This window comes from Alistipes sp. ZOR0009, from assembly GCF_000798815.1.
Lineage (GTDB): Bacteria > Bacteroidota > Bacteroidia > Bacteroidales > ZOR0009 > Acetobacteroides.
Genome location: NZ_JTLD01000004.1, coordinates 259238 through 283984, shown reverse-complemented (window position 1 = coordinate 283984; position 24747 = coordinate 259238). Strand labels below are relative to the sequence as shown.

General features: G+C 44.7%; 16 protein-coding genes. 7 read left to right on the top strand and 9 right to left on the bottom strand.

Annotated features, from left to right (window positions below):
• Positions 1 to 110: 110 nt before the first annotated feature.
• Positions 111 to 2426 carry a HAMP domain-containing protein gene (locus tag L990_RS18975; RefSeq protein WP_052180643.1) on the bottom strand — a complete coding sequence of 772 codons (2316 nt, stop codon included), beginning with the start codon at positions 2424 to 2426 and terminating at the stop codon, positions 111 to 113.
• A 150-nt stretch (positions 2427 to 2576) separates the two neighbouring features.
• On the opposite strand from L990_RS18975, the gene L990_RS01905 reads away from it, so the two are divergent.
• Positions 2577 to 3359: a histidinol-phosphatase gene (locus L990_RS01905; protein WP_047444913.1), complete on the top strand. Its 783-nt coding sequence runs from the start codon at positions 2577 to 2579 to the stop codon at positions 3357 to 3359.
• A 98-nt stretch (positions 3360 to 3457) separates the two neighbouring features.
• Here L990_RS01905 and L990_RS19805 read toward each other — a convergent pair whose 3' ends face one another.
• From L990_RS19805 to L990_RS01890, 3 genes are all read right to left on the bottom strand, one after another.
• Complete coding sequence (locus L990_RS19805; protein WP_156121276.1) at positions 3458 to 3655, bottom strand: hypothetical protein; 198 nt, start codon at positions 3653 to 3655, stop codon at positions 3458 to 3460.
• Between the two features lie 156 nt (positions 3656 to 3811).
• Positions 3812 to 4567 carry an acyl-[acyl-carrier-protein] thioesterase gene (locus L990_RS01895; protein WP_047444909.1) on the bottom strand — a complete coding sequence of 252 codons (756 nt, stop codon included), beginning with the start codon at positions 4565 to 4567 and terminating at the stop codon, positions 3812 to 3814.
• A gap of 137 nt (positions 4568 to 4704) precedes the next feature.
• Positions 4705 to 5784: a 3-oxoacyl-ACP synthase III family protein gene (locus L990_RS01890; protein ID WP_047444907.1), complete on the bottom strand. Its 1080-nt coding sequence runs from the start codon at positions 5782 to 5784 to the stop codon at positions 4705 to 4707.
• Positions 5785 to 6108: 324 nt separating this feature from the next.
• Between L990_RS01890 and L990_RS01885 the strand changes: the two genes are divergently transcribed.
• Positions 6109 to 7353, top strand: a complete 1245-nt coding sequence (locus L990_RS01885; protein ID WP_047444905.1) for a Gfo/Idh/MocA family protein — start codon at positions 6109 to 6111, stop codon at positions 7351 to 7353.
• Between the two features lies 1 nt (position 7354).
• Here the strand turns inward: L990_RS01885 and L990_RS01880 are convergent, their stop codons facing one another.
• Positions 7355 to 7846: a prolyl-tRNA synthetase associated domain-containing protein gene (locus L990_RS01880; protein WP_047444904.1), complete on the bottom strand. Its 492-nt coding sequence runs from the start codon at positions 7844 to 7846 to the stop codon at positions 7355 to 7357.
• A 153-nt stretch (positions 7847 to 7999) separates the two neighbouring features.
• Between L990_RS01880 and L990_RS01875 the strand changes: the two genes are divergently transcribed.
• Together L990_RS01875 and L990_RS01870 are read left to right on the top strand one after the other, a co-directional pair.
• Complete coding sequence (locus L990_RS01875) at positions 8000 to 9226, top strand: 3-deoxy-D-manno-octulosonic acid transferase (RefSeq protein ID WP_047444902.1); 1227 nt, start codon at positions 8000 to 8002, stop codon at positions 9224 to 9226.
• A 205-nt stretch (positions 9227 to 9431) separates the two neighbouring features.
• Positions 9432 to 12704, top strand: a complete 3273-nt coding sequence (locus tag L990_RS01870) for a TonB-dependent receptor domain-containing protein (protein ID WP_081981564.1) — start codon at positions 9432 to 9434, stop codon at positions 12702 to 12704.
• Between the two features lie 72 nt (positions 12705 to 12776).
• Here L990_RS01870 and L990_RS01865 read toward each other — a convergent pair whose 3' ends face one another.
• Together L990_RS01865 and L990_RS01860 are read right to left on the bottom strand one after the other, a co-directional pair.
• The gene (locus L990_RS01865; protein WP_047444899.1) at positions 12777 to 14390 is read right to left on the bottom strand and encodes a M28 family peptidase; all 1614 of its coding nucleotides are present in this window, start codon (positions 14388 to 14390) and stop codon (positions 12777 to 12779) included.
• Positions 14391 to 14721: 331 nt separating this feature from the next.
• Positions 14722 to 15729 carry an endonuclease/exonuclease/phosphatase family protein gene (locus tag L990_RS01860; RefSeq protein WP_231562238.1) on the bottom strand — a complete coding sequence of 336 codons (1008 nt, stop codon included), beginning with the start codon at positions 15727 to 15729 and terminating at the stop codon, positions 14722 to 14724.
• Positions 15730 to 16029: 300 nt separating this feature from the next.
• On the opposite strand from L990_RS01860, the gene L990_RS01855 reads away from it, so the two are divergent.
• The 3 genes from L990_RS01855 to L990_RS01845 all read left to right on the top strand — a co-directional run bounded on the left by L990_RS01855 (position 16030) and on the right by L990_RS01845 (position 20852).
• Complete coding sequence (locus tag L990_RS01855) at positions 16030 to 19185, top strand: glycoside hydrolase family 2 TIM barrel-domain containing protein (RefSeq protein WP_047444897.1); 3156 nt, start codon at positions 16030 to 16032, stop codon at positions 19183 to 19185.
• 164 nt (positions 19186 to 19349) lie between these two features.
• Entirely contained in the window at positions 19350 to 19778 is a 429-nt protein-coding gene (locus L990_RS01850) for a hypothetical protein (RefSeq protein ID WP_047444896.1), read from the top strand.
• Positions 19779 to 19811: 33 nt separating this feature from the next.
• Positions 19812 to 20852, top strand: coding sequence for a hypothetical protein (locus L990_RS01845; protein ID WP_156121275.1), 1041 nt, complete (start codon positions 19812 to 19814; stop codon positions 20850 to 20852).
• Between the two features lie 60 nt (positions 20853 to 20912).
• On the opposite strand, the gene L990_RS01840 is transcribed toward L990_RS01845, so the two are convergent.
• Together L990_RS01840 and ileS are read right to left on the bottom strand one after the other, a co-directional pair.
• On the bottom strand, positions 20913 to 21290 hold the full coding sequence (locus L990_RS01840) for a TraR/DksA family transcriptional regulator (protein WP_047444893.1): 378 nt from the start codon (positions 21288 to 21290) through the stop codon (positions 20913 to 20915).
• 36 nt (positions 21291 to 21326) lie between these two features.
• Positions 21327 to 24689, bottom strand: coding sequence for an isoleucine--tRNA ligase (gene ileS / locus L990_RS01835; protein ID WP_047444891.1), 3363 nt, complete (start codon positions 24687 to 24689; stop codon positions 21327 to 21329).
• Positions 24690 to 24747 lie beyond the last annotated feature (58 nt).

Sequence of the window (24747 nt, the reverse complement as noted above, 5' to 3'; positions counted from 1 at the left end):
CATGTATCACGAGTTGCAACCACAACTTGCTACAACGTGGGGCAGCCTGTTGTGATGCGCATATCGAGATACGTGATACCTGCTTTTAGATAGCTCCTTTACATTGGAGATTAGTTAACCGCAATATCTAGCATTGTACTTTCCGACTCTACCACAAGGGAGACATTTTGAGATGTTGCAATGGTTGCGGCGGAGTAGAATACATGTCCTCCTTTGGTTTCGACTCCCATTACAGGCTGGTAGTTGGCTAAAAGGGTTACCAGTAGCGTTCCGTTGCAGATGGTAACCTCTCCAATAAATGGCTCTCCCTTGCGTAGCATATCCCAGCGCTGAAGCTCTTGGGTTTTATCGATCGTATGGTCGCAAAGAAGCATGTTAAACGACTCCATAAAGTCGTGATCGACCCCAAAGGTTTGAAGAAACTTCCCATTTGCCCACTCCAGATTCCCTTTTAGGTCGAATTCGGCAAGCAGAAAGGCCGCCCCAAAGGCATCCATGGTTCGTTTATGTACGGCTAGGCGCTCTAGGTAGTTGGCGCGCTCCCTATTTGCTTCGGCGCGTTCCTGCTCCATTTGTTCTTGGAAGAGGTGCATCTGCTCGCGCATTTCGTCCTCCCGTACCATAAGCGACTCCTGAGTGGCGTGCAGCTCTTCTAGGTTTTGACGCAGCTCCTCCTCCTGTGCAGCCATCTCCTGCGCTTGAAGTTTGGTTTGTTCGAGTAGCTTGGAGGTTGCAACGCTCGTTCTTAGCCCAAGTAGGCGTGCCGCAAGTATTCCTACCGAGCGCTCAAAGAATTCAATCTCGATTCTTTCAAATACTTTGAAGCTGGCCATCTCTATTACTCCGATGGCAATGTTATCTACCAGCAGCGGAAGTATTATCACGCATTTTGGGCTTGCTTCCCCTAAGGCCGACGATATGGAGCTGTAATCTTTAGGAACATCGGTAATGTATATCATTTCCTTTTCCCAAAAGCACATCCCCGCAAGGCCGTCGCCTATTTCCACCCTTTTTTGGTAGAATTTTCGGCGGTTAAAGGCGTAAGTTGCTACCATTTTTAGGTAGGGATTTTCGTCTTCGTCTACCTCTTCGAGCATGATGCCTGCCTGATTGAGGCCGGCGTACTTTACCACTCCGGTAATAAACTCGTAGCAGAGCTCCTCTATGTCGTCCTTCCCTTTGTTTACGATGTCGTTAACCAGCGTAATCCCCTCGTTGATCCATAGGCGCTTCTGGTTTTCTTCGGCTTGCACCGTGCGCTCCACGGCAACCTGCGAGAGCTTTTTGCGCATTTCCTGCAGGCTTTCGCCAACTTCGCCCGAGTTGCTAAACACGTTGATATCTGCCTCAAAGTTCCCGTTTCCTACCTCGATGGCAAAGTCGCGGGTGTTGCGTAGCGCTGTTATCAGCTCGTTAAGCGAATCCTCCATCTGCGCAACCTCGTCTTTACCCATAACGGTTATTTTCTCGGGCAATTCGCCCTTACCCAACCGCAGTATGTAGTTTTGCAGCTTTTTTATCGACTTTAGAATGTGGTTGGAGGAGACGTATAGAACGATGATAACCAATCCAGAAAGCAGAATGATGACCGCAAATAGAACAAAAAGCGACTCGTTGGTGCTGCTTTGCTCCTTATCTTTTACAACAGCCCGTGCGCTATTTAGCGCCGACTCAAAGGCGGCCGAATTTCTGGTTACGGCTGCATTTACGCCGCTATTTTCGTTTAATCCGATCTTTTGGTCTAGCGTTACGTACTCCTCGAAGTACTTTTTGTAGGTATACAGCAGGCTAATCATGGTTGGCGAGGTAACTTTGGATAGCATCGTGCCCATCTGCCCATCAAACTTGGAGATGTAGGCGGTATCCTTGCGGAGCATGTAGTCTTTTTCGTGGCGGCGCAGCATTAGCATCTCGCTGATGAGCTCAAAGCTGCTTTCGGTGTTGAGCTCGTTTTCCACCTCGTGAATGGCGCCGCGCATTTTGCCTATAACGCCTTCGTCCTTAAAGCCCAGCTCGCGGTGCAGCGCCACCAGCTCCTTAAAGGCCTTCCCATATCCATTTAGGCCAGTCTCCATTTGGGTTAAGTTACCCTGCAGCTCGTCGGTGCTAAACACATTGTTGCGCTTAAGGCCTTCGAGCAGCTTTTTGGTTCGCAAAAAGGTGCTGTCGAACTGTACCGTGCTGCGGCTTTGTCCCGATAGGAAGAACTGCGGGCTTTTAGTGTCGAGCATCACAAAATCTTTCTCGTTTTTTTTGAGCCTCAGCGCGCATTCGGTAAGCTCATCCATCTGGCTTAGGGTGGTGTAGTTGCTGATGGAACTTTTAATCGAGAAGTTGGTGGTGAGTAAGATGGCTAGGAGTACGGCAACAACGCCAAAAGAGGAAAAAAGGAGTAGCTTCTTGAGCGATAATCTGTAAAGAACCATAATTGCTTATACGTTATTTGATGTCTAAAGCTAAAAACATAGCCGATAGGCTGCGCAAAGCCTCCGTTATCTTTAGGTTAAGAATAAATATTGTTGGGGTAATATTCATTTAAAATATAATGCTGATATTTATGGGGCAATAGAGAACTAATGAAGAGCATGCTAGTAGATTTACACTCCCATACGACTTTTTCCGATGGGCACAGCAGCCATACCGAGATGTACCAGGCTGCCCAGGATAAAGGAATCGCCATCTACGGAATTACCGACCACCTCTGCTTTCACGACAACTTCTGGACCACCCCCAAGCACCGATTCCCCGAGATGAGGAACATTTTTCGGGAGATGAAGCTGCACGCCAACGGCACTAAGCTGCTTTTTGGAATGGAGGTAGACTACGTGCTGGGCTGCGAGCAGGAGGTTGTTCGCCTAAAGGAGGAAAATCAGTGGGACTACATAATCGGGTCGGTGCATTACATTGGCGATTGGAATATCGACAGCAACGCCGAAGATTGGGTGGGAAAGGATGTGAATGCCACCTACGCTCAGTACTACAATTTGCTCGAAAAAATGGTGGAAAGCCGCCTTTACCATATTGTAGGGCACTTCGATTTGCCCAAGAAGTACGGTTTTCATGCTACGGAGGATTTTACACCCAAGGTGGAGGCCATTGGTAGAAAGATAAAGGAGGCCAATATGGCCTACGAGATAAACACCGCAGGCAGGATAAAGGTGTGCAACGAGCTATATCCGACCCCAAGCATCGTTAGGCAGCTTTTTGAGTTGGGGGTAGACGTTACCTTAGGCTCCGATGCGCACCATCGCGATAACGTGGGGCAGTTTTTCGACGAGGCGCTTAGCTTGCTGCACGAGGTGGGCTACCGGCGAGTTTGCTACTTCGAAAAAGGGGAGAAGCGGTACCTTGATATTTAGGCGCAGCAGCGTTTGCTGTTCGGGTTATCGGGTCGCTCAGGAGTAGTAGGCCGTAACCAGGCTCACTGATGGTCTTAGCCTTTTCTGGGCTCTGTTTTCTATCTTTTCACCTCGATTTCTCTATCCAAAAGCTCTACTTTCCGATCGAAAAGCTCAACTTTTTGATTCAAAAGTCCAACTTTTCGATTCAAAAGCTCAACTTTTCGATTGAAAAGCTCAGGTTTTCGATTCAAAAGCTCAGCTTTTTGATCCGAAAGCTCAGCTTTTCGATTCAAAAGTCCGACTTTTTGATTCAAAAGCTCAACTTTTCAATTGAAAAGCTCAGCTTTTGCATCGCGAGGAAGGCCTTTTTGATTGAAATAGCCTGTGTCTAAAAGGGGAGATAGCCCTGCTGTGGGGTGCTGTAGGCCCTTTTTTTCAGAAACCACCCCCGTTCTTCTCCAGTAATGCCGTTAGCGGTACTCCACCAGCCCGCGGAAGGCTGTAGCGCCGCTTGCTTGGTTGATTCCCTCAAAGGCGAAGGAGCCATCGTCTGCTTTGCCCCTGCAAATGGCAACCGTATCACCCAGCATTGTCTCCTTTAGGTAGTTGATGGTTAGCTTGGCGGGGTAGGCGGTCAGCAGGAAGTCGGTAGGTAGCGTATCCACCATCCAATCGATATACCGGGTGGAGGTTACGTGGCGGTTGAGGTCGATATCGAAGAAGGTTGGGGTAACAATGCCCTGCTGCGATAGCTCGCAGGCTGCCGCCGATAGCTTAATGGGGGCGTAGGGCAGCGCATTCTTCTCCTTTAGCTTGGTAAAGTAGAGCATCTGCTCGCTGTTGAAGCGCTTGGGGCGCTTGGTGGCAAAATCGATGGCTAGCCATCCGGAGGTTGCTCTTGCTACCACCTGTTTTTCCGAGTCGCGTACCACAAAATCGCGGAGGTAGAGTACTCCCTCTATGTTTTTGGGCCAAGTTTCCACCTCTACCACCTCGCTCCACTTTATGGGGCGGTAAATTTCGACGGTAAGGTTGCGCAGCACCCAAAAGAGCTGCAGCTCGCGCAGGTTGCTAAAGCCAAAACCGAGGTTATCGGCCGACGATATGGCCGATTGGATCAAAAAGTTGACAATACCGCCCAACCGTAGGCGCGACTCCATGTCGGTATCGGCCGATGTGGTATTGTATGAGGTAAAAAGCGTTAGCTGCTGTTCTGTTAGCTCCATTATTTTGCTGTTAGATGGCCAGTAGGGTCATTTTCAAACCAAAATTAAACAAAAAAGGGGTTCGTCGAACCCCTTTTGCTGCTTTATGGTACACTTGCGGCGGCCATTGGTAGAGATGGTGCCGCAGGCTTTCTTTTTTACATTTTGTAAACCACCGCGTTGATGCTCATTCCGGCTCCAACCGAAGCTAGAACAACGGTATCGCCCTTTTCGATGGCATGTCCCTCCATTCTCGATTTCAGGATAAGGTCGAGTAGCGTTGGTACGGTGGCAACCGACGAGTTGCCGAGCTTGGCAATGGTCATCGGCATTATATCTTCGGGAACCTCATCAATTCCGTACAGGGTGAAAAGCCTTTTAAGGATCGCATCGTCCATCTTTCCATTGGCCTGGTGTATGAGCACCTTCTTAATGTCGCTAAATGGGGTGTTGCTCTTTTCGATGCACTCCTTTACGGTTGTCGGAACCGTATCTAGGGCGTACTGGTACAGGCGACGGCCATTCATTTTTATAAACGTATCGCCTCCTTCCTTTAGCTCGGGATTGTACGATGGGCCAACATGTAGCATCTGCGAGTAGAGGAGCGAATCGGTGCGGGTTTTGTGGGCAAGAATTCCGATAGGAGTATCGCTTTCTTTTCCCTCAAAGATGGTGGCTCCAGCGCCATCGGCATACAGCATGCTATCCCTATCGTGCGGATCGCTAACGCGCGATAGCACATCTACGCCAACAACAAGCACGCGCTTGGCGTCGCCCGATTTGATGAAGTAGTCGGCTTGTATGACCGCTTGAACCCAGCCTGGACATCCAAAGATGATATCGTAGGCAACCGTATTTGGATTTTTTATTTTAAGGAGGTGCTTTACGCGGGCGCCAAGACTTGGTACCATATCAACCCGATTACTGCCAGCGGCCACATCACCAAAGTTGTGGGCTACAATAATGTAGTCGAGCGTTTCTCGGTCTACTCCCGACGACTCGATGGCATCAAGCGCGGCTAGGTGGGCAATATCCGATGCCTTGAGGTTATCGGTTACGTACCTGCGCTCTTCGATGGTCGTAATCTCTAAAAACTTGTCGATAATATTGCGATTCGAACTATCAAGTAACTTCCCGTCACTTCCGTAGAAGGAGTTGCCAATAAAATCTTCGTTTGCCACGCGATTGGATGGGATATAGCTCCCAGTTCCTGCAATTACGCTGTAAATTTTGCTCATAGGTGTGAATAACTAGTTTGATTTACTTCACAACCGTTTCCCTATTGGCAGCAAATAGAATAGCCTGCCTTACAACCTTTTCAAATATGGTTTCTCAACCATTTGACTTTAGCAAAGATAAATGAAAAGATGAGAAATGGTGATTGAACGAGGGCTTTTATGTGTTATTAAATGTTTTGGATGACTTGCCCCGCAATATACGCTTTTTGTTTGGGCTAAATTAGCTCACTTGAAGCGCCGCTTCGGCCTATATTCTTTTATTTTGTTGGCACCTCTACATCAGGTATTGTAAGTAACCATTAGCTAGCAACGAACTCAGATAAAATGTTTGAATTCCCAGAGCCAGCGCGCAGCGTCCATCAACACGATGTGATTAAGCTGGCGTGCGAACCCATTGAGACGGTTAGAATTGCCTTTATTGGGCTAGGAAAAAGGGGAAAGGAATCGTTTAACCACTACTTGCATATTCCCAACGTGCAGGTGGTAGCCGTGTGCGATGTTAATCAGTCCAACTTGGCTTTTGCGGTCAACCTACTTAGCGAGCATGGCCTTCCGGCCGCTTGCACCTACAGTCAGCCCGATGATTGGAAGGCGGTATGCGAGCGTACGGATGTCGATTTGGTTTACGTTTGCACGCACTGGCTGCTCCATACCCCTATTGCCGTTTATGCCATGCAGCAGGGAAAGCACGTGGCGCTCGAAGTTCCTGCCGCGCTTACCGTGGCCGACTGCTGGGCGCTTGTTGATGCTGCAGAGCTTACCAGAAGGCACTGCCTTATGCTCGAAAACTGCTGCTACGGCAGGTTTGAGCTGGCGGTGCTCAACATGGTGCAGCAAAACGTGCTTGGCGAGGTTGTTCATTGCGAGGGAGCTTACATCCACGACCTCCGAGGCTTAGATTTTGAGACCAAACCCGACTATTTGGCTACTTGGAAAATGCACGGAAACCCATATCCAACTCATGGTTTGGGACCGCTGTGCCAAATCCTGAATATTCATCGTGGCGATAGGCTGGAGATGCTCGTATCCATGTCTAGCGGACAGTTTTGCGCCCCAAGTGCAGCCACATTTGAGAAGGGGGAAGCGGTTTTGGGTAATATGAACACCTCCATAATACGTACAAACCAAGGTAAGACAATTGTGCTGCAGCACGACATTAGCAGCCCGCGTCCCTACTCGCGGAGCTACCTGGTTAGCGGAACAAAAGGCTTTGCCGATAGGCGTGCAGCACCGGGTATTGCGCTGGAGGAGGCGTCCTGTACCTATCTACCCGATTCGGAAATGGAAAAGTTTCTACAAAAGTACGATCATCCTTTTTATGGGGAGCTGGGCGAGCAGGCCGTCAGGGTAGGTGCGCATGGCGGGATGGATTTTATAATGGATTACCGCCTAATTCACTGTCTCCGAAATGGGCTGCCGCTTGATATGGACGTGTACGATGCCGCCGAGTGGTCGTGCATGGTGGAGCTAACGCGCCAGTCGGTGCTGCTGGGATCGGTACCAGTAAAAATCCCCGATTTTACTCGGGGAGCGTGGCGTAAGCTGGATGGACTAGCGTTTGCTAGGTAGCCTAGTACATCTCTATAAACTCGTAGGAATTTCCTTGGTGCTCCAAAAAACGAACCAGATCGTCTTTTTTAATGATGAGCGAAGCGGTATTTACAAGAGGATGAAAGCTGAGCCTTTCGGCGTTCTGTAGGTTCTGGTCGATAAAGACGTGCACGTGCCTATCCTTATCGTTGATAAGACCGAATGGCGTTACCGATCCGGGTTTTACGCCGAGGTATTTAGCCATTCTTTCTGGCGACGCGAAGCTTATTTTTCCCTGCTTCAGGCGCTTTTCCAAATCGTGAATATCCAGCGCCTGCGAGCACTCCAGCAAAACGAGGTAGTGCTTGTTTCCTTTGTGGTTTCGGAAGAAGAGGTTTTTACAGTGGGTGGAGTCAAGGCCATCCCAGTACTGCATGGCAATTTCGATGGTTGGTGCCTCGGGGTGCTCGTGATACTCAAAGCCGATGTTTAGCAGCTCTAAAATCTTATAAAGTTCTGGACTTCCATTCATGACAATCTACGCTTATGTTGTAGCTACACTTTTTTTGGTGCAAATGTAATCATTTGATAATGTCATGCTTCTGAGCGCTAGAAACGCGAAGTGTTAAATTTGTGTTTGTTAAATCAGAATGCTACTTTTGCGCCATCAATTTATGCTTGACAAATGATTGTAATTTACAACCTGCTGCTGCGAATTTATTACATTTTGGTATTGATCGCCTCGGCATCCAATGGTAAGGCCAAGAAGTGGATAGATGGTAGGCGAAGGTTGTTTATGCGATTGAGGGAGGATATTCCTGCCGACGCCAGTATCGTTTGGTTTCATTGTGCGTCGTTAGGGGAGTTCGAGCAGGGGCGTCCGGTGATAGAGGCCTACAAGAAGGAGCATCCTTCGGTAAAAATTCTTCTGACATTCTTCTCCCCATCGGGCTACGAGGTTCGAAAAAATTACGACGGTGCCGATTTTGTTTACTACCTTCCTTTAGACACCTACTTCAACGCTAAGCGCTTCATCAGCATCGTTCGTCCCCAAGCAGCCATCTTTGTCAAGTACGAGTTCTGGTACCACTACCTTCAAGCCCTCCACAAAAACAGCATACCTACCTACGTTATATCGGCCATCTTTCGTCCCAACCAAATATTTTTCAAGTGGTATGGCGGAATGTTTCGTCGGATACTTAAAACGTACCGCCAGATATTTGTGCAAAACCAGCAGTCGTGCGATTTGCTGAAGTCGATCAACGTTACCAACGTTACCATCTCGGGAGATACCCGCTTTGATAGGGTTGCCGCCATTGCAAAGGGCGTAAAGGAGCTTCCTATTGTAGAAAGCTTTGCCAACGGGCACTTTACTATTGTTGCTGGGAGTACTTGGCCCGACGATGAGACCATTTTGGCAAAGTACGTGGCCGAGAATCCCTCGTTAAAGATGGTGATTGCGCCCCACGAGATTGGCGAGAGCCACATCCAGGATATACTGGCTAAGCTCGAAGGGGTAAAAGTAGAGCGCTATACCCAAACGTCAGCAGAAAAGGCAGCAGACGCTCAAGTGCTGCTGGTTGATACCATTGGAATTCTGTCTTCGGTGTACCACTACGGAAAAATCGCCTACATAGGTGGTGGTTTTGGTGTTGGAATTCACAATACGCTCGAAGCAGCCACTTTTGGCATGCCTATTCTGTTTGGACCAAACTACCATAAATTTCAAGAGGCAAAGGATTTAATTGAAGATAAAGCCGCTTTCTCGATAGAAAGCTATGAACAGTTAAGGGAAAAGTTTAACGACTTAGTGATTGATGAGAACGTGTTGAAAACTAGTTCAGAACAGGCTAAATTATATGTTTTATCAAAAGTTGGTGCTACCGAAAGTATTCTTGGGGGAATGAAATAGAGAAAATTTCGTGTTAAAGCGAAGAAAATTCTTGTTTTTATCTGGAGATTAACATAAATTTACAATCTCTAGCACTATTTGTATTCGTGTTATCCACAGGGAGTAGCTTAAACTTAATGCAACGTTAATGTCAGGCTGCCTTTTAGGGCAGTATTTACCGATATTTTTGCAAAGGAAACATAAGTTAATTTAAACGGTTCATAACATGAGAATTTCAATCAAAAGGCTACTGCTTACCTTAGCAGTCGCGATGATCACGACGTTTGCCTTTGGGCAGGGGGCCACTACGTCAGCCTTTAATGGGAAAATTTATGATGCGAAAGGAGTTTCCCTTCCAGGAGCAACAGTTCAGTTTACTCACCTTCCAACAGGAACCAAGTATGGTACAGTTACCAACGCCAATGGGGCTTATTTTGTGCCAAACGTTAAGTCGGGTGGCCCTTACTTGTTGACCGTAACTTTTGTTGGTTTTAGCGAATTTCAAAAAAATGACATTCAAGCAGAATTAGGCGAAAATGTGCAGGTTAATGCAAGTTTATCCGATAAGGATGTCAAAATTCAAGAGGTAGTAATCACAGGAACACTGAATAAGGTATTTAATTCGTCAAGAACAGGAGCGTCTACTAATGTTTCCACTAAGGACATGACCTCGATGCCTACTATTTCTCGTTCAGTTGCGGATTTTGCTAAACTTTCTCCTCAGGTATCTACATCAAATAACGGAATTTCAATAGCAGGTACTAACAATCGCTATAACAATTTCCAAATTGACGGAACTGTTAATAATGACGTTTTTGGTCTTTCAAGTTCAGGAACTAATGGAGGACAGGCCGGAACTACCCCTATTTCAGTAGATGCAATTGAAGAGATAAGCATCGTTGTTGCTCCATTTGATGTTCGTCAAAGTGGATTTACAGGAGGAGGTATTAATGCAATTACTAAAGGCGGAACTAATATGATAAAGGGAACTGCCTATATTCTTGGAAACAACGAGTCTCTTGTAGGTAAGTATAGTGTTGCTCAAAAGAAAGATGTGAAAGTTGGTAACTACGATGACAAAACCTACGGTGTAAGCATTGGCGGTCCAATAATTAAGAATAAGCTTTTCTTATTTGTTAATGGTGAATTTTCAAAAAAGTCGGTTCCTTCATCGTTTAACATTGATGGTGGATCATTAATTTCGAAGGCACAGGCACAGTCTGTTCTTGAAGAATTAGAGAAAAAGGGAATTATGGGCCATGGAGGTTATTCTTCTTTCAATACTAATACCGAATCAAAAAAACTGTTTACTCGTTTAGATTACAACATTTCTGAAAAGCATAAGCTTGTTTTAAGGTACAACTATGTTGATGCATTTGATGATAAGCTAAGTAGAAGCGACAAGAGTTTGACTTTCAATAATGGTGGATATAAGTTTAATAATAAAACCCATGGTTTGGTTGCGGAATTAAACTCTAGATTCAACCCTATTTTATCGAACGAATTTCGATTTGGGTATACGCGAATTAGAGATTCACGAGTTGGGATGGGCGGTCGAATTCCAAATATTACCATTGAAAATTATACATCAGGAGATGGGTTAAAGTTTTATGCAGGTTCTGAGCCATTTTCTACCGCCAACTCTTTAAATCAGGATATTTATACCCTAACGGATAACTTTAATGTTTTCTTAGGAAAGCATACCTTTACTATAGGTACGCATAACGAGCTGTATAAGTTCAAGAATATATTCATAAGAGATAACACTGGATCGTATGTGTTTTCAACATTTAATGATTTTGTAAACCTTAAGGCGAAGAGTTACAACTACTCATTTGCAGATCCTAATACTACAAATGGTGATAAAAGTTGGGGACCAACTTTCACCGCAATGCAGCTGGGCTTTTACGCACAAGATGAATTTAAGCCTTATGATAACTTAAAGTTAACGCTAGGTGTTCGTGCTGATATTCCAATATTTATGGATAAACCATCTTTGAACGCCCGCTTTGACACGCTTAGCGTTGCTGTTGCCAATGGTGTTAGCACTAATAAGTTACCAAAGTCAAGAGTTTTATGGTCTCCTCGATTTGGATTTAATTGGGATGTATTCAGTGACAAGACGACTCAGGTTAGAGGTGGTGCAGGCGTATTTACCGGAAGAGTTCCATTTGTATGGGTGTCAAATCAATTCTCGAATACAGGAAACGAATACGTTCGTGTTAGCTACGGTGGATCTAGCCCATTTCCTTCTGATTTCGCATTTAATAGCGATGCAGAGCAGCAGTATTATCCAGCAGCAGCTTTGACAGATCCAAAATTTAAATCTTCAGAAGTTGATGTTACTAGTAGAGATTTCCGCTATCCACAGGTATTTAGATTAAGCTTAGGTGTTGACCAAAAGCTACCTTATGACATTCAATTTACTGGAGATGTATTGTATTCAAAGACTTTGAATAATATTCTCTATAAAAATATTAAGTATACCGAAACTTCTACTACTATTAAAGAAGGTGGTTTAAGCGAACGTGTGCTCTATACTCAAGCGTATCCTTCGTCTATCTCTAACTTTACAGATATTATCTTGCTTGATAATACAAACAAGGGCTATTCGTATACAATTTCAGGTCAGCTATCTAAAAAATTCAACTTCGGTTTGAATACTATGGTTGCTTACACCTACGGAAAATCTAAATCGGTAAACGACGGAACATCAAGTCAGGCATTGTCAAACTGGAAATATAACTATGTATACACCAAATCGAATAGTCCAGAGTTGAGCTATTCTCAATTTGATGTGCGTAATAGGGTAATTGCAAGTGTTGGTTATACCCACAACTGGGGTAAAATAACATCAACTACAGTTTCATTATTCTATACAGGTTTTTCAGGAAATCCTTACTCATTAAACTACGGCTACTCAAGCAACGTTTCTGGAGTAGTTCGTGCAAATGCAAGTATCAACGGAGACTTCCAAACAGGGAACGATCAGATGTATATCCCTACAGATGCTGAAATCGATGCGATGAAGGCGAATAATCAGTTCCAAGCGATAGGTACTAGTGTTACTGTTGATGCAATGGTAGATGCTTATAAGAAGTTTTTGGCAACTGATGATTACACCAAAAACAATAGAGGTAAGTATGCTGAAAGAAATGGAGCGCGTACTCCTTGGGAAAATAGAATCGATTTGCATCTTGCTCAAGATTTCTACTTCACAATTGCCCAAAAAAAGCAAACCATTCAGGTTACTTTTGACGTTCTTAACTTTGCAAATATGCTAAATAAAGACTGGGGAGTATCTTATGTTACCAACTATAATGTACCAACGATTAGTTTCGTAGGATTTAGACCGACTACAACAGGAGGATCAACACCAGATTATACTAAACCTGTATTCCAGTTTAATCCAACTGCATTTAAAACTAACCAGACTTATACCCAACATGATTTCTTTTCTCGTTGGAGAGGTCAAATTGGTATCCGTTACATCTTCTAGTATTTGCTAGATTATAAAATAGAAAGAGGATGTCTAAAAAGACATCCTCTTTTATTTATGGAAGCTCTATCATTATCTCTTTCGATAAAACTCCGAGCCAGCCTTCCATTTTGGAAAAATACGGCTATTCGCCAGCTTATTTCCCAGACGGTAGAAAAGGATGGCATCCTCATAAACGCCGTCGATTTTGCTTCTTCCCACAATAAACCGATCGGTAGGCTTGTGGTATACTGTTTTCCAGTATTCAGCGTTGGTTAGCGCGGTATTTTCCTTTCCTAGGTCGATTGCCTCGACGTATCCTTTGGCAAATAGGGCTGGTACGCCAGCTTTAAGGAATGGCTGTTGGTCCGAACGGTAAAACATCCCGTTTTCGGGGGTTGGATCGGCCGTTACGTAGCGTCCTTGCGTGGCGGCAGCTTCGGTTAGCATTTCGTCGAGCTGAGAGTGACCAAGTCCTGTAACCGTAACATCCTTAAACTTGCCAAGAAAAACGAAGACATCGGTATTGAAGATGGCAACGGTTTTGCTCATTGGGAACCGAGGGTGCTTAACGTAGTATTCGCTACCTAGTAAGCCAGATTCTTCGGCTGTAGGCGACAGAAAAAGAATAGAGCGTTCGGGTGCGGGACCAGTTTTAAATGCCTTTGCAATTCCAAACATCCAAGATATGGCAGAGGCGTTGTCTGATGCTCCGTGGCAGATAGAGTCTCCTTCAATAGGGGTGGTAATGCCAAGGTGATCCCAGTGTCCAGTGTATACAATAACCTCGTTGGGGTATTTGCGTCCCTTTATGTAGCCCGCTACGTTCATCGATTTACATCGCTTAAACTCATTTTTGATGCTGATTGAGATTGTCGATTTAAGATCGATGGGAGAGAAGCTACGCTTAGCGGCGGCATCCTTTAACTGCGAAAGCTGGTAGCCGGCTTGAGCTAGCAGCTCATTGGCAGCTTGCTCTGTAATCCAGCCGTTAACCATGCATTGGCGTTTTGCCAAGGTGGGCTCGTCTATGTAAAATTCTGTACCGTTTGTGTGCTTATCTACAACGCTCCAAGGATAGCCTGCGCCAGATTCGTTGTGAATGATTAGGCAGGCTGCAGCACCTCTTCTTTCTGCCTCCTCAAACTTGTAGCGCCAGCGGCCGTAGTAGGTCATCGCCTTTCCTTTAAAGAGGGTGGTATCGTGGTTGTAGAATCCGGGATCGTTTACCAGCACGACAATCGTTTTCCCTTTTACGTCCATCTTTTTAAAGTCGTTCCATTGGCTTTCGGGTGCATTTACGCCAAATCCAACAAATATAAGCGGAGAGTTCTTTAGGTTGATCGAATGCTTTTTAGTAGGACTCCAAGCGGTGTAGTCTAGACCAGCACGAAGCGAAAATTCGCCACCCTTGGTGCTAACCTTAACGGTATTGGGGAGTAGGCTGCGTATGGAAACTAGCGGAACTGCCTGCGTGTAGCTTTTTCCAAAGGCAGGCAAAAGCCCAATTTCCTTCATTCGCGATTTTAGGTACGCGATGGTGCGTGTCTCGCCAATGGTGCAGGGTTCGCGCCCCTGTAGCGAGTCGGCTGAGAGGGTAAGGATATCCTTAACCATTTGCTGCGGGTTGATTGCCTTTTCGCCTCGCTGTGCTGAGGCAAAGGAGGTGATACAAGCTAGCGCAGCAACCATTATTTTTCGTTGCATAGTGCGGTTTTATTAAAGGAACAAAGCTACACTATTGTATAAAAGGGCAAAACTTTTTGAGGAAATCTTTCTTTTTTAACGCTGTTCGTTAGCTGTATGTTCTAGGTGGTTGCTCCTACACTTTTCACAATAGTAATCAGCGTTGATGAGCTTTTAAGTAGGAGAAAGGATGCTGTTGTTTCATTTTTTTGAAGGCTACTTACCTGATAGGGACGGAGAAGTTGTAGACGTTGTCTTAATGGATTCGGAAGCAGGTTGTGTTATGTCTAGAAAAGGAGCAGAAAGCAGGGGAATAATCGTATTCCCCTGCGGTTTTTATTGCTGATAAATTTTACCTCGTAGTTAAGCGAAAAGAGGCAAGTCCCGCTTTATGGTCGGTTGGCCATACGCCTGCGGGAATATCAAAAACATCCTCTGACGTTTCGACGATTCGCTGATTTTTGGCAACTGATCCTTTGGGTCCTACAATCGTTACTCCCTTTAGCCTTAATCGGGAGTCGGGGTGGTAAAAAATAAAGTCTATTCGATCTCTATCGTCTGCTTTAGGCGACCAGGCAAGTTTTTGAATGGCCACAGCAGGATTGTCGGCAGGGAAGGTGAAGCCCGGATGGGTTAGCGGATTGGGATATTGCTTTCTAAAGGCATCCACAAAGCCATTTTTCGAGAGTTCGAGCGTGTTTCTCCACGGCATAACCACTCCGCGATGATCGTATAGGTTTTTGGTTGCTTCCACCCAATCCTGATGGGAGGGTTCGTTAAAGTCACCCCCAAGCATTACGATTCTTCCCTTTGATCTTTCGATCTTTGCATCGGCAATGAAGGCGTCAATGGCTTCGTCGCGCTGCGACTTTAGGTTATCTTCTGCTATTGTAGCAGTATTGGTTATTGGTGCTGGGAGTTCGTCCCAAGTGGAGCCGTCGTATCCTCGGGGAAGGTATAGGCTGCAGTTTCTGTAGTCGAGATGCGCGCTATAGAGGGCTACCATTGTTCCCTTTACATCAATAAGCGCTTTGGTGATGGAGCCTCGGTCGTCCTTAACAGGGAAAAAGGCCCATTGCTGTACTATGGGATATCGAGAGAGAATTCCAGAGTCTTCGCTTCGCTCTGAGTAAAAGGTGTAACCTTTAGCTTTTAGCGCCTCTACCAGCCGTTTGTCTAGGCTGGTTCCGTTGTAGTTTCGAACCTCGCTTAGCGTAATGAGATCTGCCTTGGTGCGGATTATTTCGTCAATAATGGCGTCAAAACCACCTGCAACGATGGTTCCCTCTTGCCATATATTGAATTGAAGAACTTTTAGAGAAAGTTCTTTAGAGGAAGTCTTCTTGTTAGTTTGCGCCATACTGCTTAAACAGAGCCCTAGCAAGGCAATGAGGGTGGTTACCCGCCTGATGTGTTGTGCTACTTTCTTTACCGAATACATTGGTTCTTGATTTTTGTGGTTTAAAATAGAGGTTGTGTATAACGGTTACAAATATGTTCTATTTTGGCTGTGCAATTTTCGGTTTAACGAAAATAAATAGCTAAAAGTGACAAATATATGGCGTTTTGCAGACCAGTAGGCTGTTGTTTTTTAAGGATGTAGCCATTCTCAGTTGCTTTTTCGTATATCTTTAGCGCATCTTAATCTAAACTACCAACCATGAGAAGACACTTACTAGTAGCGCTGTTATGTTGCTTTGCCGGGGGGGCAGGTGCTCAGTCAATACCTGCTGAGCTGCAGACTCCGCAAGTTGTTGAAGTGAATAGGCAACCTATGAGAGCCTCGAGCTTTGCTTTCGAAAACGAAATGCTGGCAAAAAATCTAAAGAAGGAGAGCTCTTCCCGATTTCTTTCGCTAAACGGCAGCTGGAAATTTTGCTGGGTAAAGAACCCTAATGATCGTCCTAAGGATTTTTACCTTCCTGATTTCGATGATTCGAAATGGGATAACTTTAAGGTACCAGCCAACTGGGAGGTTAATGGCTATGGAATTCCAATTTATACCAACCATGCCTACGAGTTTACCGGGAAGGCAAAGATGGGGGGACGGTTAGATCCTCCGTTTGATATTCCCGAAAATTATAATCCAGTAGGTTCCTATCGTAAGACTTTTGAACTTCCCGAGGGATGGAAAGATCAGCAGGTGTTTATCCATTTAGGTGCGGTTAAGTCTGCCTTTTTTATCTACGTAAATGGGAAAAAGGTTGGCTACAGCGAGGATAGCAAGCTGGCAGCCGAATTTGATATAACCAAATGGGTAAAGCCTGGTAAGAATCTCGTAGCCCTTCAGGTGTACCGATGGAGCGATGGCTCGTATCTCGAGTGCCAAGATATGTTCCGTATCTCGGGTATCGAAAGGGAGGTGTACCTATTTGCTACTCCTCAGGTTGCTATTCGCGACTTTAAGCTGAAGTCTGAGCTTACCAATGGCTATACAGATGGGGCTTTTAAGCTCGATGCCAATGTTGCAAGCTACGTAGTTGATAAGAATACGCTTCATAGTAAGCCTCAGCCGTTTTTTGTATCGGCACGAATTGTAGATGCAGATGGGAAGGAGGTATTTCGCCAGCGGACAAATAAGAGCGAGGTGCTGGGTCAGTACCATAAAATGGTTTCGGTATCGGGAACTATTCCAAATGTGAAACCATGGTCGGCAGAGATCCCTAACCTATATACGCTTTACATTACGCTAGAGAATGAAAAAGGAGAGGTGCAGGAGGTAATCCCTCAGCGTATTGGATTTAGAACAATAGAGGTTAAGGGTGTTGATGTGCTTGTTAACGGGAAGCGAGTATTTTTTAAAGGGGTTAACCGCCACGAGGTAAGTCTTCGTAATGGGCATACCCTAACTCACGACGAGATGCGCAAGGATATCGAGATGATGAAAAAGCTTAATGTGAATGCTGTTCGTTGCTCTCACTATCCTCCCGATCCTTACTTTTTTGACTTATGCGACGAGTATGGCATTTATGTGATTGATGAGGCCAACATCGAATCGCATGGTCGTTACTACGATCTGGAGTACACGCTTGGTAACGATAAGGCTTGGTACAATCCGCACATGCAGCGTATTCTTCGGATGTACGAGCGCGATAAGAACCGTACATGCGTTCTTTTTTGGTCGTTGGGTAACGAAGCTGGCAATGGCTGTAACTTCTATGCAGGTTACGACTGGTTAAAGGCTAACGATAGTCGTCCTGTTCAGTACGAGCGTGCCGAGGATGACTATAATACCGATATTATTTGTCCTCAATATCCCGATCCTAACTGGATGGTTCAATATTCGAAAGAAAATCCAACACGTCCGTTGATTATGTCGGAGTATGCCCACATAATGGGGAATAGCCTTGGTAACTTTAAGGAGTACTGGGATGTTATTGAGCGCTATTCTTCGTTGCAGGGCGGATTTATCTGGGAATGGATAGACCAGGGGATTGACACGGTGAAAAATGGGAAGCGAATACTTGCTTACGGAGGTGATTTTCCTCTAGAAGGACCCGTTAACGAGCATTTTTCTGATAATAACTTCTGCGTAAAAGGGGTTGTAACAGGGGATAGGGGCTATACGCCAATGGCTCGCGAGGTAAAAAAGGTATACGAGCATATCAAAACAAAATCAGACGATCCTAAATCAGGGAAGATTATGGTAACCAACGGCTACTTCTTCCGCGACCTCTCTAACTTTCAGCTAAACTGGAGTATTCTAGAAGATGGGGTTGTAAAGGAGAAGGGAATTATTGCTGATATTAATACCGCTCCTCAAACATCTAAAAATATCACCATTCCTTTTAATACAAAGTTGAGGTCTGATAAGGAGTACTTCTTAAACATCAGCTATGTATTAAAAAAGGAGGAGCCATTTTTGCCAGCAGGCTATGAGCAAACCTACGAGCAGTTGGTACTTCAAGCAAAGGCTCCTCAGGTGGATGTTGCTCCTGTCAAAGGTAAGCTAACCATTGTGGAGAACGGGAAAAATATTGCCGTTAGCGGTGGATCTTTCGAAGTTAACTTCAACTTTGAAACAGGCGTACTGGTTTCTTACAAAGTAGGTAAGGAAACTGTTATTGGAGATGGTCCAAAGCCAAACTTCTGGCGCGCTCCAACCGATAATGATATGGGAGCTGGTTTTAATAGAAACTTCCGTATGTGGCGTAACGCTTACGATGGAGGAAAGGTTACTGCCGCTACTGTAAAGGATAACGGAAACGGTACGGTAGTAGTGAGTATCACAAAAAGTATTTTAAATGGCGATGCTAGCACCGAGCAGGTGTTTACCATTGATACGAAGGGAAATGTAAAGGTTAAAAACTCCTTTAATGCCATTAAGGGAGCCTATAAGGGAATGCTTCGTGTTGGAAATGCGATGAGCTTAAATAAAGCGTATAGCAATATAAGCTGGTATGGACGTGGTCCATGGGAGAGCTACTGGGATAGAAAGGCATCGGCAATAGTCGGTATTTACAAGGAGAATGTGAAGGATTCCTACTTCCCTTATGCCCGTCCTCAGGAGAGTGGAAATAAGTCTGATGTTCGCTGGTTGACGATGACTAATGCCAAGGGAAAAGGAATCAAAATAGAAGGGGAAACCTTGCTTAATGTTGGCGCTCTTCCTTACTCTGTAGACGACCTAGACCCTGAAATGGATAAGAAGCAGTACCATTCGGGTGAGCTTCAGCCAGCCCCATTTATCAACTTTAATGTCGATTTTGAGCAAATGGGGGTACAAGGAATTGACAGCTGGGGTTCATGGCCTTTGGATCAGTATCAGCTTAAGTTTAAGAGCTACAGCTACACCTACTGGATTAAGCCAATTTAGCAGTTTGTAAAAATAGGTTTTGAAAAACAACGGAAGGGACGTAACCCATATTGGGAGCGTCCCTTTTTTTATTTCTTTATAGATACATTTTTATTTAATAAGTTAGATTTTGTATTAAAAACAATTAAATTTGCAGCAATTGTGAATAAAACTATATCTTAATTATGAAATCATTGATGCGAGGGCTTCTTTTTGCAGCTATTCTATGCTCGGTTGGATGTGGAAAAGATTTGTCTGTTGATAATTGTGCGAAGGTTTATGTTGATCAATCTTCCTATTCTTTTGAAGACATGAGATTTGTTTCAACTAACAATTTGTTTAGTATCTCAAATAACATCAATAGCGGTATGGATCTTGATATCGTTCTAGATGGGGAAAAAATAGGAGATTATACAATGGGTTACTGGAATCGTGTTTCTTTCTCCATAGGGAGTGACTACTATACTTCTGTTTCGGGTGTAATTACTACTACTCTTTTCGAGAGTAATGTTATTAAAGGGTCTTTTGAAGGTGTTTTTGCTAAAAATGGAAAAGCAACTCAGCAGTATCGCGCTTCAGGTACTTTTAAGGCGTTTTATGCTGCTCCCAAATAAATCTAAAAAACGTTTAACTATATATTTTAATTAATGAAAAAAATACTCTTTTTCTCAATGCTAATATCTATTAGCATGTCCGTGTTTTCTCAATCGGTTGATTTAGACAGATTTCATGCAAAGTTTAACTATCGATCGCTTGCTAAGAAACCGCTACCCAAAGATCAACGCACGTTTTCTGTAAAAGCCAACTTTAGCGATGTCGTTAGCGCTGCTTATAGCAGGAGCGAATACGAGCAAAATGCAATAAAAATTGAAGGGCTTAAGAAAGTTGATGCAGATGCTGGTTTGAAAGTTGTCTATTCTTTTTCGCCTATCAATGTTTCTGAAATTAACGTTTTGGAAATTAAGCATGAAGATAAGGATAAGGATGGGAATGTAACTAAGGTATATTATACCTATGCGGGTATAATGAAGTATCGTCTGCAAAGTTCTGTTCAATTCTTGGATAAGTCTGGAACGGAGATTTTTGTGCAACCACTCAATTCTTCATCTAGTGAAAAAGTTTACCAAAGCCAAGATTACAAGGAATATAAAGAAGCTGCTACTTATATTAAATTGAATAAGGATATGCTTGTTGATAAGTTGACAGTTCAGTTTATAGCCAACGATAATAAGGAAGTAAATGCAACCGCTAATGAGTTGTTTGGTTATAAAGCATATTCTGATAATATGTTATTCTGGTATTTAGGTTCGGAAAAACATCCTGAATTTAAGGCGCACTCTGATAACTTTGCTCAGGTAAAAGCTATTATTGAAAAAATGACAGCTGATGGAGGTGTTGGCGAAGCTCGTGATTTGGCTAAGCCATTAATTAGCTACTTAGAGGATGTGAAAGCACGTTACACAGAGGACAACAAGAAGCATAAGAAGATGCGTTACGCTTCATTTTTTAACTTGGCTCAAATTTACTATTTAACTGATCAGCCAGATGAGGTTATTAAACAGGCTGAGGGCCTAATTGCAAATGATTATGACTCTGGCGATGGTAAAACCTTTATTAAGAAAGCCAACGAATTAAAGCAACTGTTACAAAATAATGGGGTTGAAAGTAGGCACTTTCAACTTGATTAGAAGAAATAAAAAAGAGGCAGCCTTGGCTGCCTCTTTTGCTTTTCGGATGAGCTTATTCGATTACTTTCCTTTAGCCTCAATGCTTAAAGTGGCGTGTGGAACAGCCCTTAGGCGTTCCTTCGGAATCAACTTTCCCGTTTCACGACATATTCCGTAAGATTTATTCTCGATACGAATAAGGGCAGCCTCAAGATGCTGGATAAACTTAGACTGGCGTTGAGCCAACCTTCCAGATTCTTCCTTCGAAAGAGTTGCCGCTCCTTCCTCCAACGTTTTAAAGGTTGGCGAGGTATCTTGCGTGTCGTTGCTTTCGCTGTAGTTGATAGCCGACTTAAGCAAGTCATAGTCCCGTTTAGCCTTTTCGAGCTTCTCTAGGATTAACTCTTTAAATTCGGCTAGCTCCTCATCCGAGTAGCGTGTTCTTTCCTTTTCTGACATACGCTTAAGTTTTAGCTAAAGTTAGTAAATTATTAGTTATACTATGGCTTTTTGAACATCGATTTTTAGAATAAGTTCGTTATCCAAATCGATTTCTACTCCATTGTTTACAGTTTCTGCTAGAATTATATCTGTAGCCAAGGTTTGTCCAGCGATATAATCCTTAAAGTTGGCAATTGCGGCATCAATCTCCGCATGCTTTTGAAGGGTGATAACCACCTTGTCGGTTACGTCGAAGTTGCTATCCTTACGGATATTTTGAATACGGTTGATTAGCTCGCGGGCAATACCTTCCTGACGTAACTCGTCGGTAATGGTGATATCCAGCGCAATAGTTAGCTTACCTTCCGATGCTACCAGCCATCCTGGAATATCCTCAGAGGTGATTTCCACGTCCTCGATGGTCATCTCAACCACGCCTGAGGCTAGGTTAAGGGTATACTTTTGCTCACGTTCAATTTGGGCAATATCCTCTTGGGTAAACGCTCCTACTGCAGCCGAAATTTCCTTCATCTGCTTGCCGTAGCGTGGACCTAGTGTCTTAAAGTTTGGCTTTATCTTCTTAACAAGGATCCCGGTTGTTTCGTGCAGATACTCCAGCTCTTTTACGTTTACTTCGCCAAGAATAAGCTGCTCTACCGCCTCTATTTGAGATTGTAGCTGCGCATCGAGCACCGGAATCATGATTTTGGTAAGCGGTTGACGCACCTTGATGTTTACCTTGCGGCGCAGCGCTAGTACCATCGAAGAGGCTAGCTGTGCGATATCCATTTGCTCCTCTAGGTTCTTGTCGATGTGCTGCTCGTTAGCCTCGGGGAATCGGGCAAGGTGAACACTCTTTTCGTTGTTACGCTTGCTGATTGCGTTAAGGTCGGTGAAGAGCCTATCCATATAGAATGGAGCAATTGGAGCACCTAGCTGGGCAACTGTTTCCAAACAGGTGTATAGGGTTTGGTAAGCGGCGATTTTATCTTTCGAGTATTCGCCACCCCAGAAACGCTTACGGTTTAGGCGAACGTACCAGTTCGATAGGTTTTCGGTTACAAAATTTTGGATGGCACGGCCAGCACGGGTTGCCTCGTAGCTATCGTATGCCTCTTCGCACTCTTTTACAAGCGAGTTTAGAAGCGAGATTATCCAACGGTCGATCTCAGGACGCTCCTCTACAGGAACTTCTGCCTCGCTGAAGGTAAATCCATCAACGTTGGCGTAGAGGGCAAAGAACGAGTAGGTGTTGTAAAGCGTTCCGAAGAACTTTCTACGTACCTCGTCAACGCCAGCGATATCGAACTTTAGGTTGTCCCAAGGCGACGAGTTGGTTACCATGTACCAGCGAAGCGGATCGGAGCCATACTCCTCAATTACTTGGAATGGTTCAACGGCATTACCAAGGCGCTTGCTCATCTTATTTCCGTTCTTATCGAGCACCAGACCGTTCGATATTACGTTTTTAAACGATACGCTATCGAATAGCATTGAAGCGATGGCATGAAGCGTAAAGAACCAGCCACGAGTTTGGTCTACCCCTTCGGCAATAAAGTCGGCTGGATAAACCTTTTCGAACTCCTCCTTGCTGATGGCAAAAGGATAGTGAACCTGCGCGTATGGCATGGCTCCAGAGTCGAACCAAACGTCGATAAGGTCTGTTTCGCGGGTCATCTTTTCGCCCTTGCTCGATACGAGTACAATGTTGTCCACATGAGGACGGTGAAGGTCAAACGACTCGTAGTTATCTTTAGTGTAGTCGCCATCCGTATAGCCAGCAAATGGGTTGCTGGTCATAAATCCTGCGGCAATAGACTTTTCAATTTCTGCTTTGAGCTCAGATACCGATCCGATGCACTTAATTTCACTATAGTCCTCGTTAGCCCAAACGGGTAGCGGGGTCCCCCAGTAGCGCGAGCGCGAAAGGTTCCAGTCCACCAAATTCTCTAGCCACTTTCCAAAGCGACCAGTTCCTGTTGACGCTGGTTTCCAGTTGATGGTGTCGTTTAGCTCGATCATCTTTTCGCGGATAGCGGTGGTTTTGATAAACCAAGAATCGAGCGGATAGTAAAGCACTGGCTTGTCGGTACGCCAGCAGTGTGGGTAGCTGTGCTCGTACTTTTCAATCTTGAATGCCTTATTTTCAGCCTTCAGCTTAACAGCAATGTCAACGTCAACCGAGTCGGTTCCCTCTACGTAGTTAGGGTCGTACTCGTTTTTCACGTAGCGACCGCTAAATTCGCCGCAGCCGTCGATGAACTTACCCGATTTATCTACCAAGGTAAGCGAGCCAATGCCGTTTTGCTTCGCTACGCGGAAGTCATCGGCACCAAAGCTAGGCGCTATGTGAACAATACCGGTACCATCTTCGGTAGATACGAAGTCGCCGCAAAGTACGCGGAACGCATCGCCATCTTCGGGTTGGTGGTAAGGCATTAGCTGCTCGTAGCGTAGCCCTTCAATATCTTTCCCCTTAAACTCTTTAAGAATTACGTATGGGATATTCTTATCGCCAGCTTTGTAATCTTCTAGCTTAAGCTCCTTATTTTTTTCGGAGAAATATTTTGCAAATAGCGGCTTTGCAAGAATCAGCACCACTGGAATGCCCGTGTATGGGTTAAAGGTGCGAACGCTTACATAGTCGATCTTTTCGCCAACGGCAAGTGCCGTGTTGGATGGTAAGGTCCAAGGGGTGGTAGTCCAAGCCATAAAGAACATCTCCTCTTCAACTCCTTCGAAAAGGAAGGCCGAGCGATCGTTCTTTACCACCTTAAACTGAGCCACAACGGTGGTGTCCTTCACATCGCGGTAGCAGCCAGGCTGGTTTAGCTCGTGGGTACTTAATCCGGTACCCGCAGCAGGCGAGTAGGGTTGTATGGTGTATCCCTTGTATAGTAAACCTTTTTGGTGAAGTTCCTTAAGCAGGTACCATAGCGTTTCGATGTAGCGGTTGTCGTAGGTGATGTATGGATCTTCCATGTTCACCCAGTAGCCCATTTTATGGGTAAGGTCTTGCCAAGCGCCGGTGTACTTCATTACCTCCTTGCGGCAGGTGTTGTTGTACTCTTCTACGGTAATCGACTTGCCGATGTCGTCTTTGGTGATGCCTAGCATCTTTTCAACACCAAGCTCTACGGGTAGCCCGTGGGTATCCCAGCCTGCTTTACGGTGTACTAGGTAGCCTTTTTGAGTTTTGTAACGGCAAAATGAGTCCTTAATGGTACGTGCCATTACGTGGTGAATGCCAGGCATTCCGTTTGCAGATGGTGGTCCCTCGTAAAACACGAATGTTGGATGACCTGCTCTTGTTTCGATACTTTGTTTAAAAGTATCGTCTTTGTCCCACGTTTTAAGAACGTCCTTGTTGACTTGTGAAAGGTCTAAGCCTTTGTATTCAGGAAATTTCGAACTCATTTTTTTTACCTCGTTTTCTCAAAATTCCCCAAAAATAGAATTCGCTTTTATTATATGC

What these genes read in the sequence shown, in the direction of transcription:
- L990_RS18975 (WP_052180643.1), bottom strand. Translation starts at nt 2,426, where the DNA reads ATGGTTCTTTACAGATTATCGCTCAAGAAGCTACTCCTTTTTTCCTCT.
- L990_RS01905 (WP_047444913.1), top strand. Translation starts at nt 2,577, where the DNA reads ATGAAGAGCATGCTAGTAGATTTACACTCCCATACGACTTTTTCCGAT.
- L990_RS01895 (WP_047444909.1), bottom strand. Translation starts at nt 4,567, where the DNA reads ATGGAGCTAACAGAACAGCAGCTAACGCTTTTTACCTCATACAATACC.
- L990_RS01890 (WP_047444907.1), bottom strand. Translation starts at nt 5,784, where the DNA reads ATGAGCAAAATTTACAGCGTAATTGCAGGAACTGGGAGCTATATCCCA.
- L990_RS01885 (WP_047444905.1), top strand. Translation starts at nt 6,109, where the DNA reads ATGTTTGAATTCCCAGAGCCAGCGCGCAGCGTCCATCAACACGATGTG.
- L990_RS01880 (WP_047444904.1), bottom strand. Translation starts at nt 7,846, where the DNA reads ATGAATGGAAGTCCAGAACTTTATAAGATTTTAGAGCTGCTAAACATC.
- L990_RS01875 (WP_047444902.1), top strand. Translation starts at nt 8,000, where the DNA reads ATGATTGTAATTTACAACCTGCTGCTGCGAATTTATTACATTTTGGTA.
- L990_RS01870 (WP_081981564.1), top strand. Translation starts at nt 9,432, where the DNA reads ATGAGAATTTCAATCAAAAGGCTACTGCTTACCTTAGCAGTCGCGATG.
- L990_RS01865 (WP_047444899.1), bottom strand. Translation starts at nt 14,390, where the DNA reads ATGCAACGAAAAATAATGGTTGCTGCGCTAGCTTGTATCACCTCCTTT.
- L990_RS01860 (WP_231562238.1), bottom strand. Translation starts at nt 15,729, where the DNA reads ATGGCGCAAACTAACAAGAAGACTTCCTCTAAAGAACTTTCTCTAAAA.
- L990_RS01855 (WP_047444897.1), top strand. Translation starts at nt 16,030, where the DNA reads ATGAGAAGACACTTACTAGTAGCGCTGTTATGTTGCTTTGCCGGGGGG.
- L990_RS01850 (WP_047444896.1), top strand. Translation starts at nt 19,350, where the DNA reads ATGAAATCATTGATGCGAGGGCTTCTTTTTGCAGCTATTCTATGCTCG.
- L990_RS01845 (WP_156121275.1), top strand. Translation starts at nt 19,812, where the DNA reads ATGAAAAAAATACTCTTTTTCTCAATGCTAATATCTATTAGCATGTCC.
- L990_RS01840 (WP_047444893.1), bottom strand. Translation starts at nt 21,290, where the DNA reads ATGTCAGAAAAGGAAAGAACACGCTACTCGGATGAGGAGCTAGCCGAA.
- ileS (WP_047444891.1), bottom strand. Translation starts at nt 24,689, where the DNA reads ATGAGTTCGAAATTTCCTGAATACAAAGGCTTAGACCTTTCACAAGTC.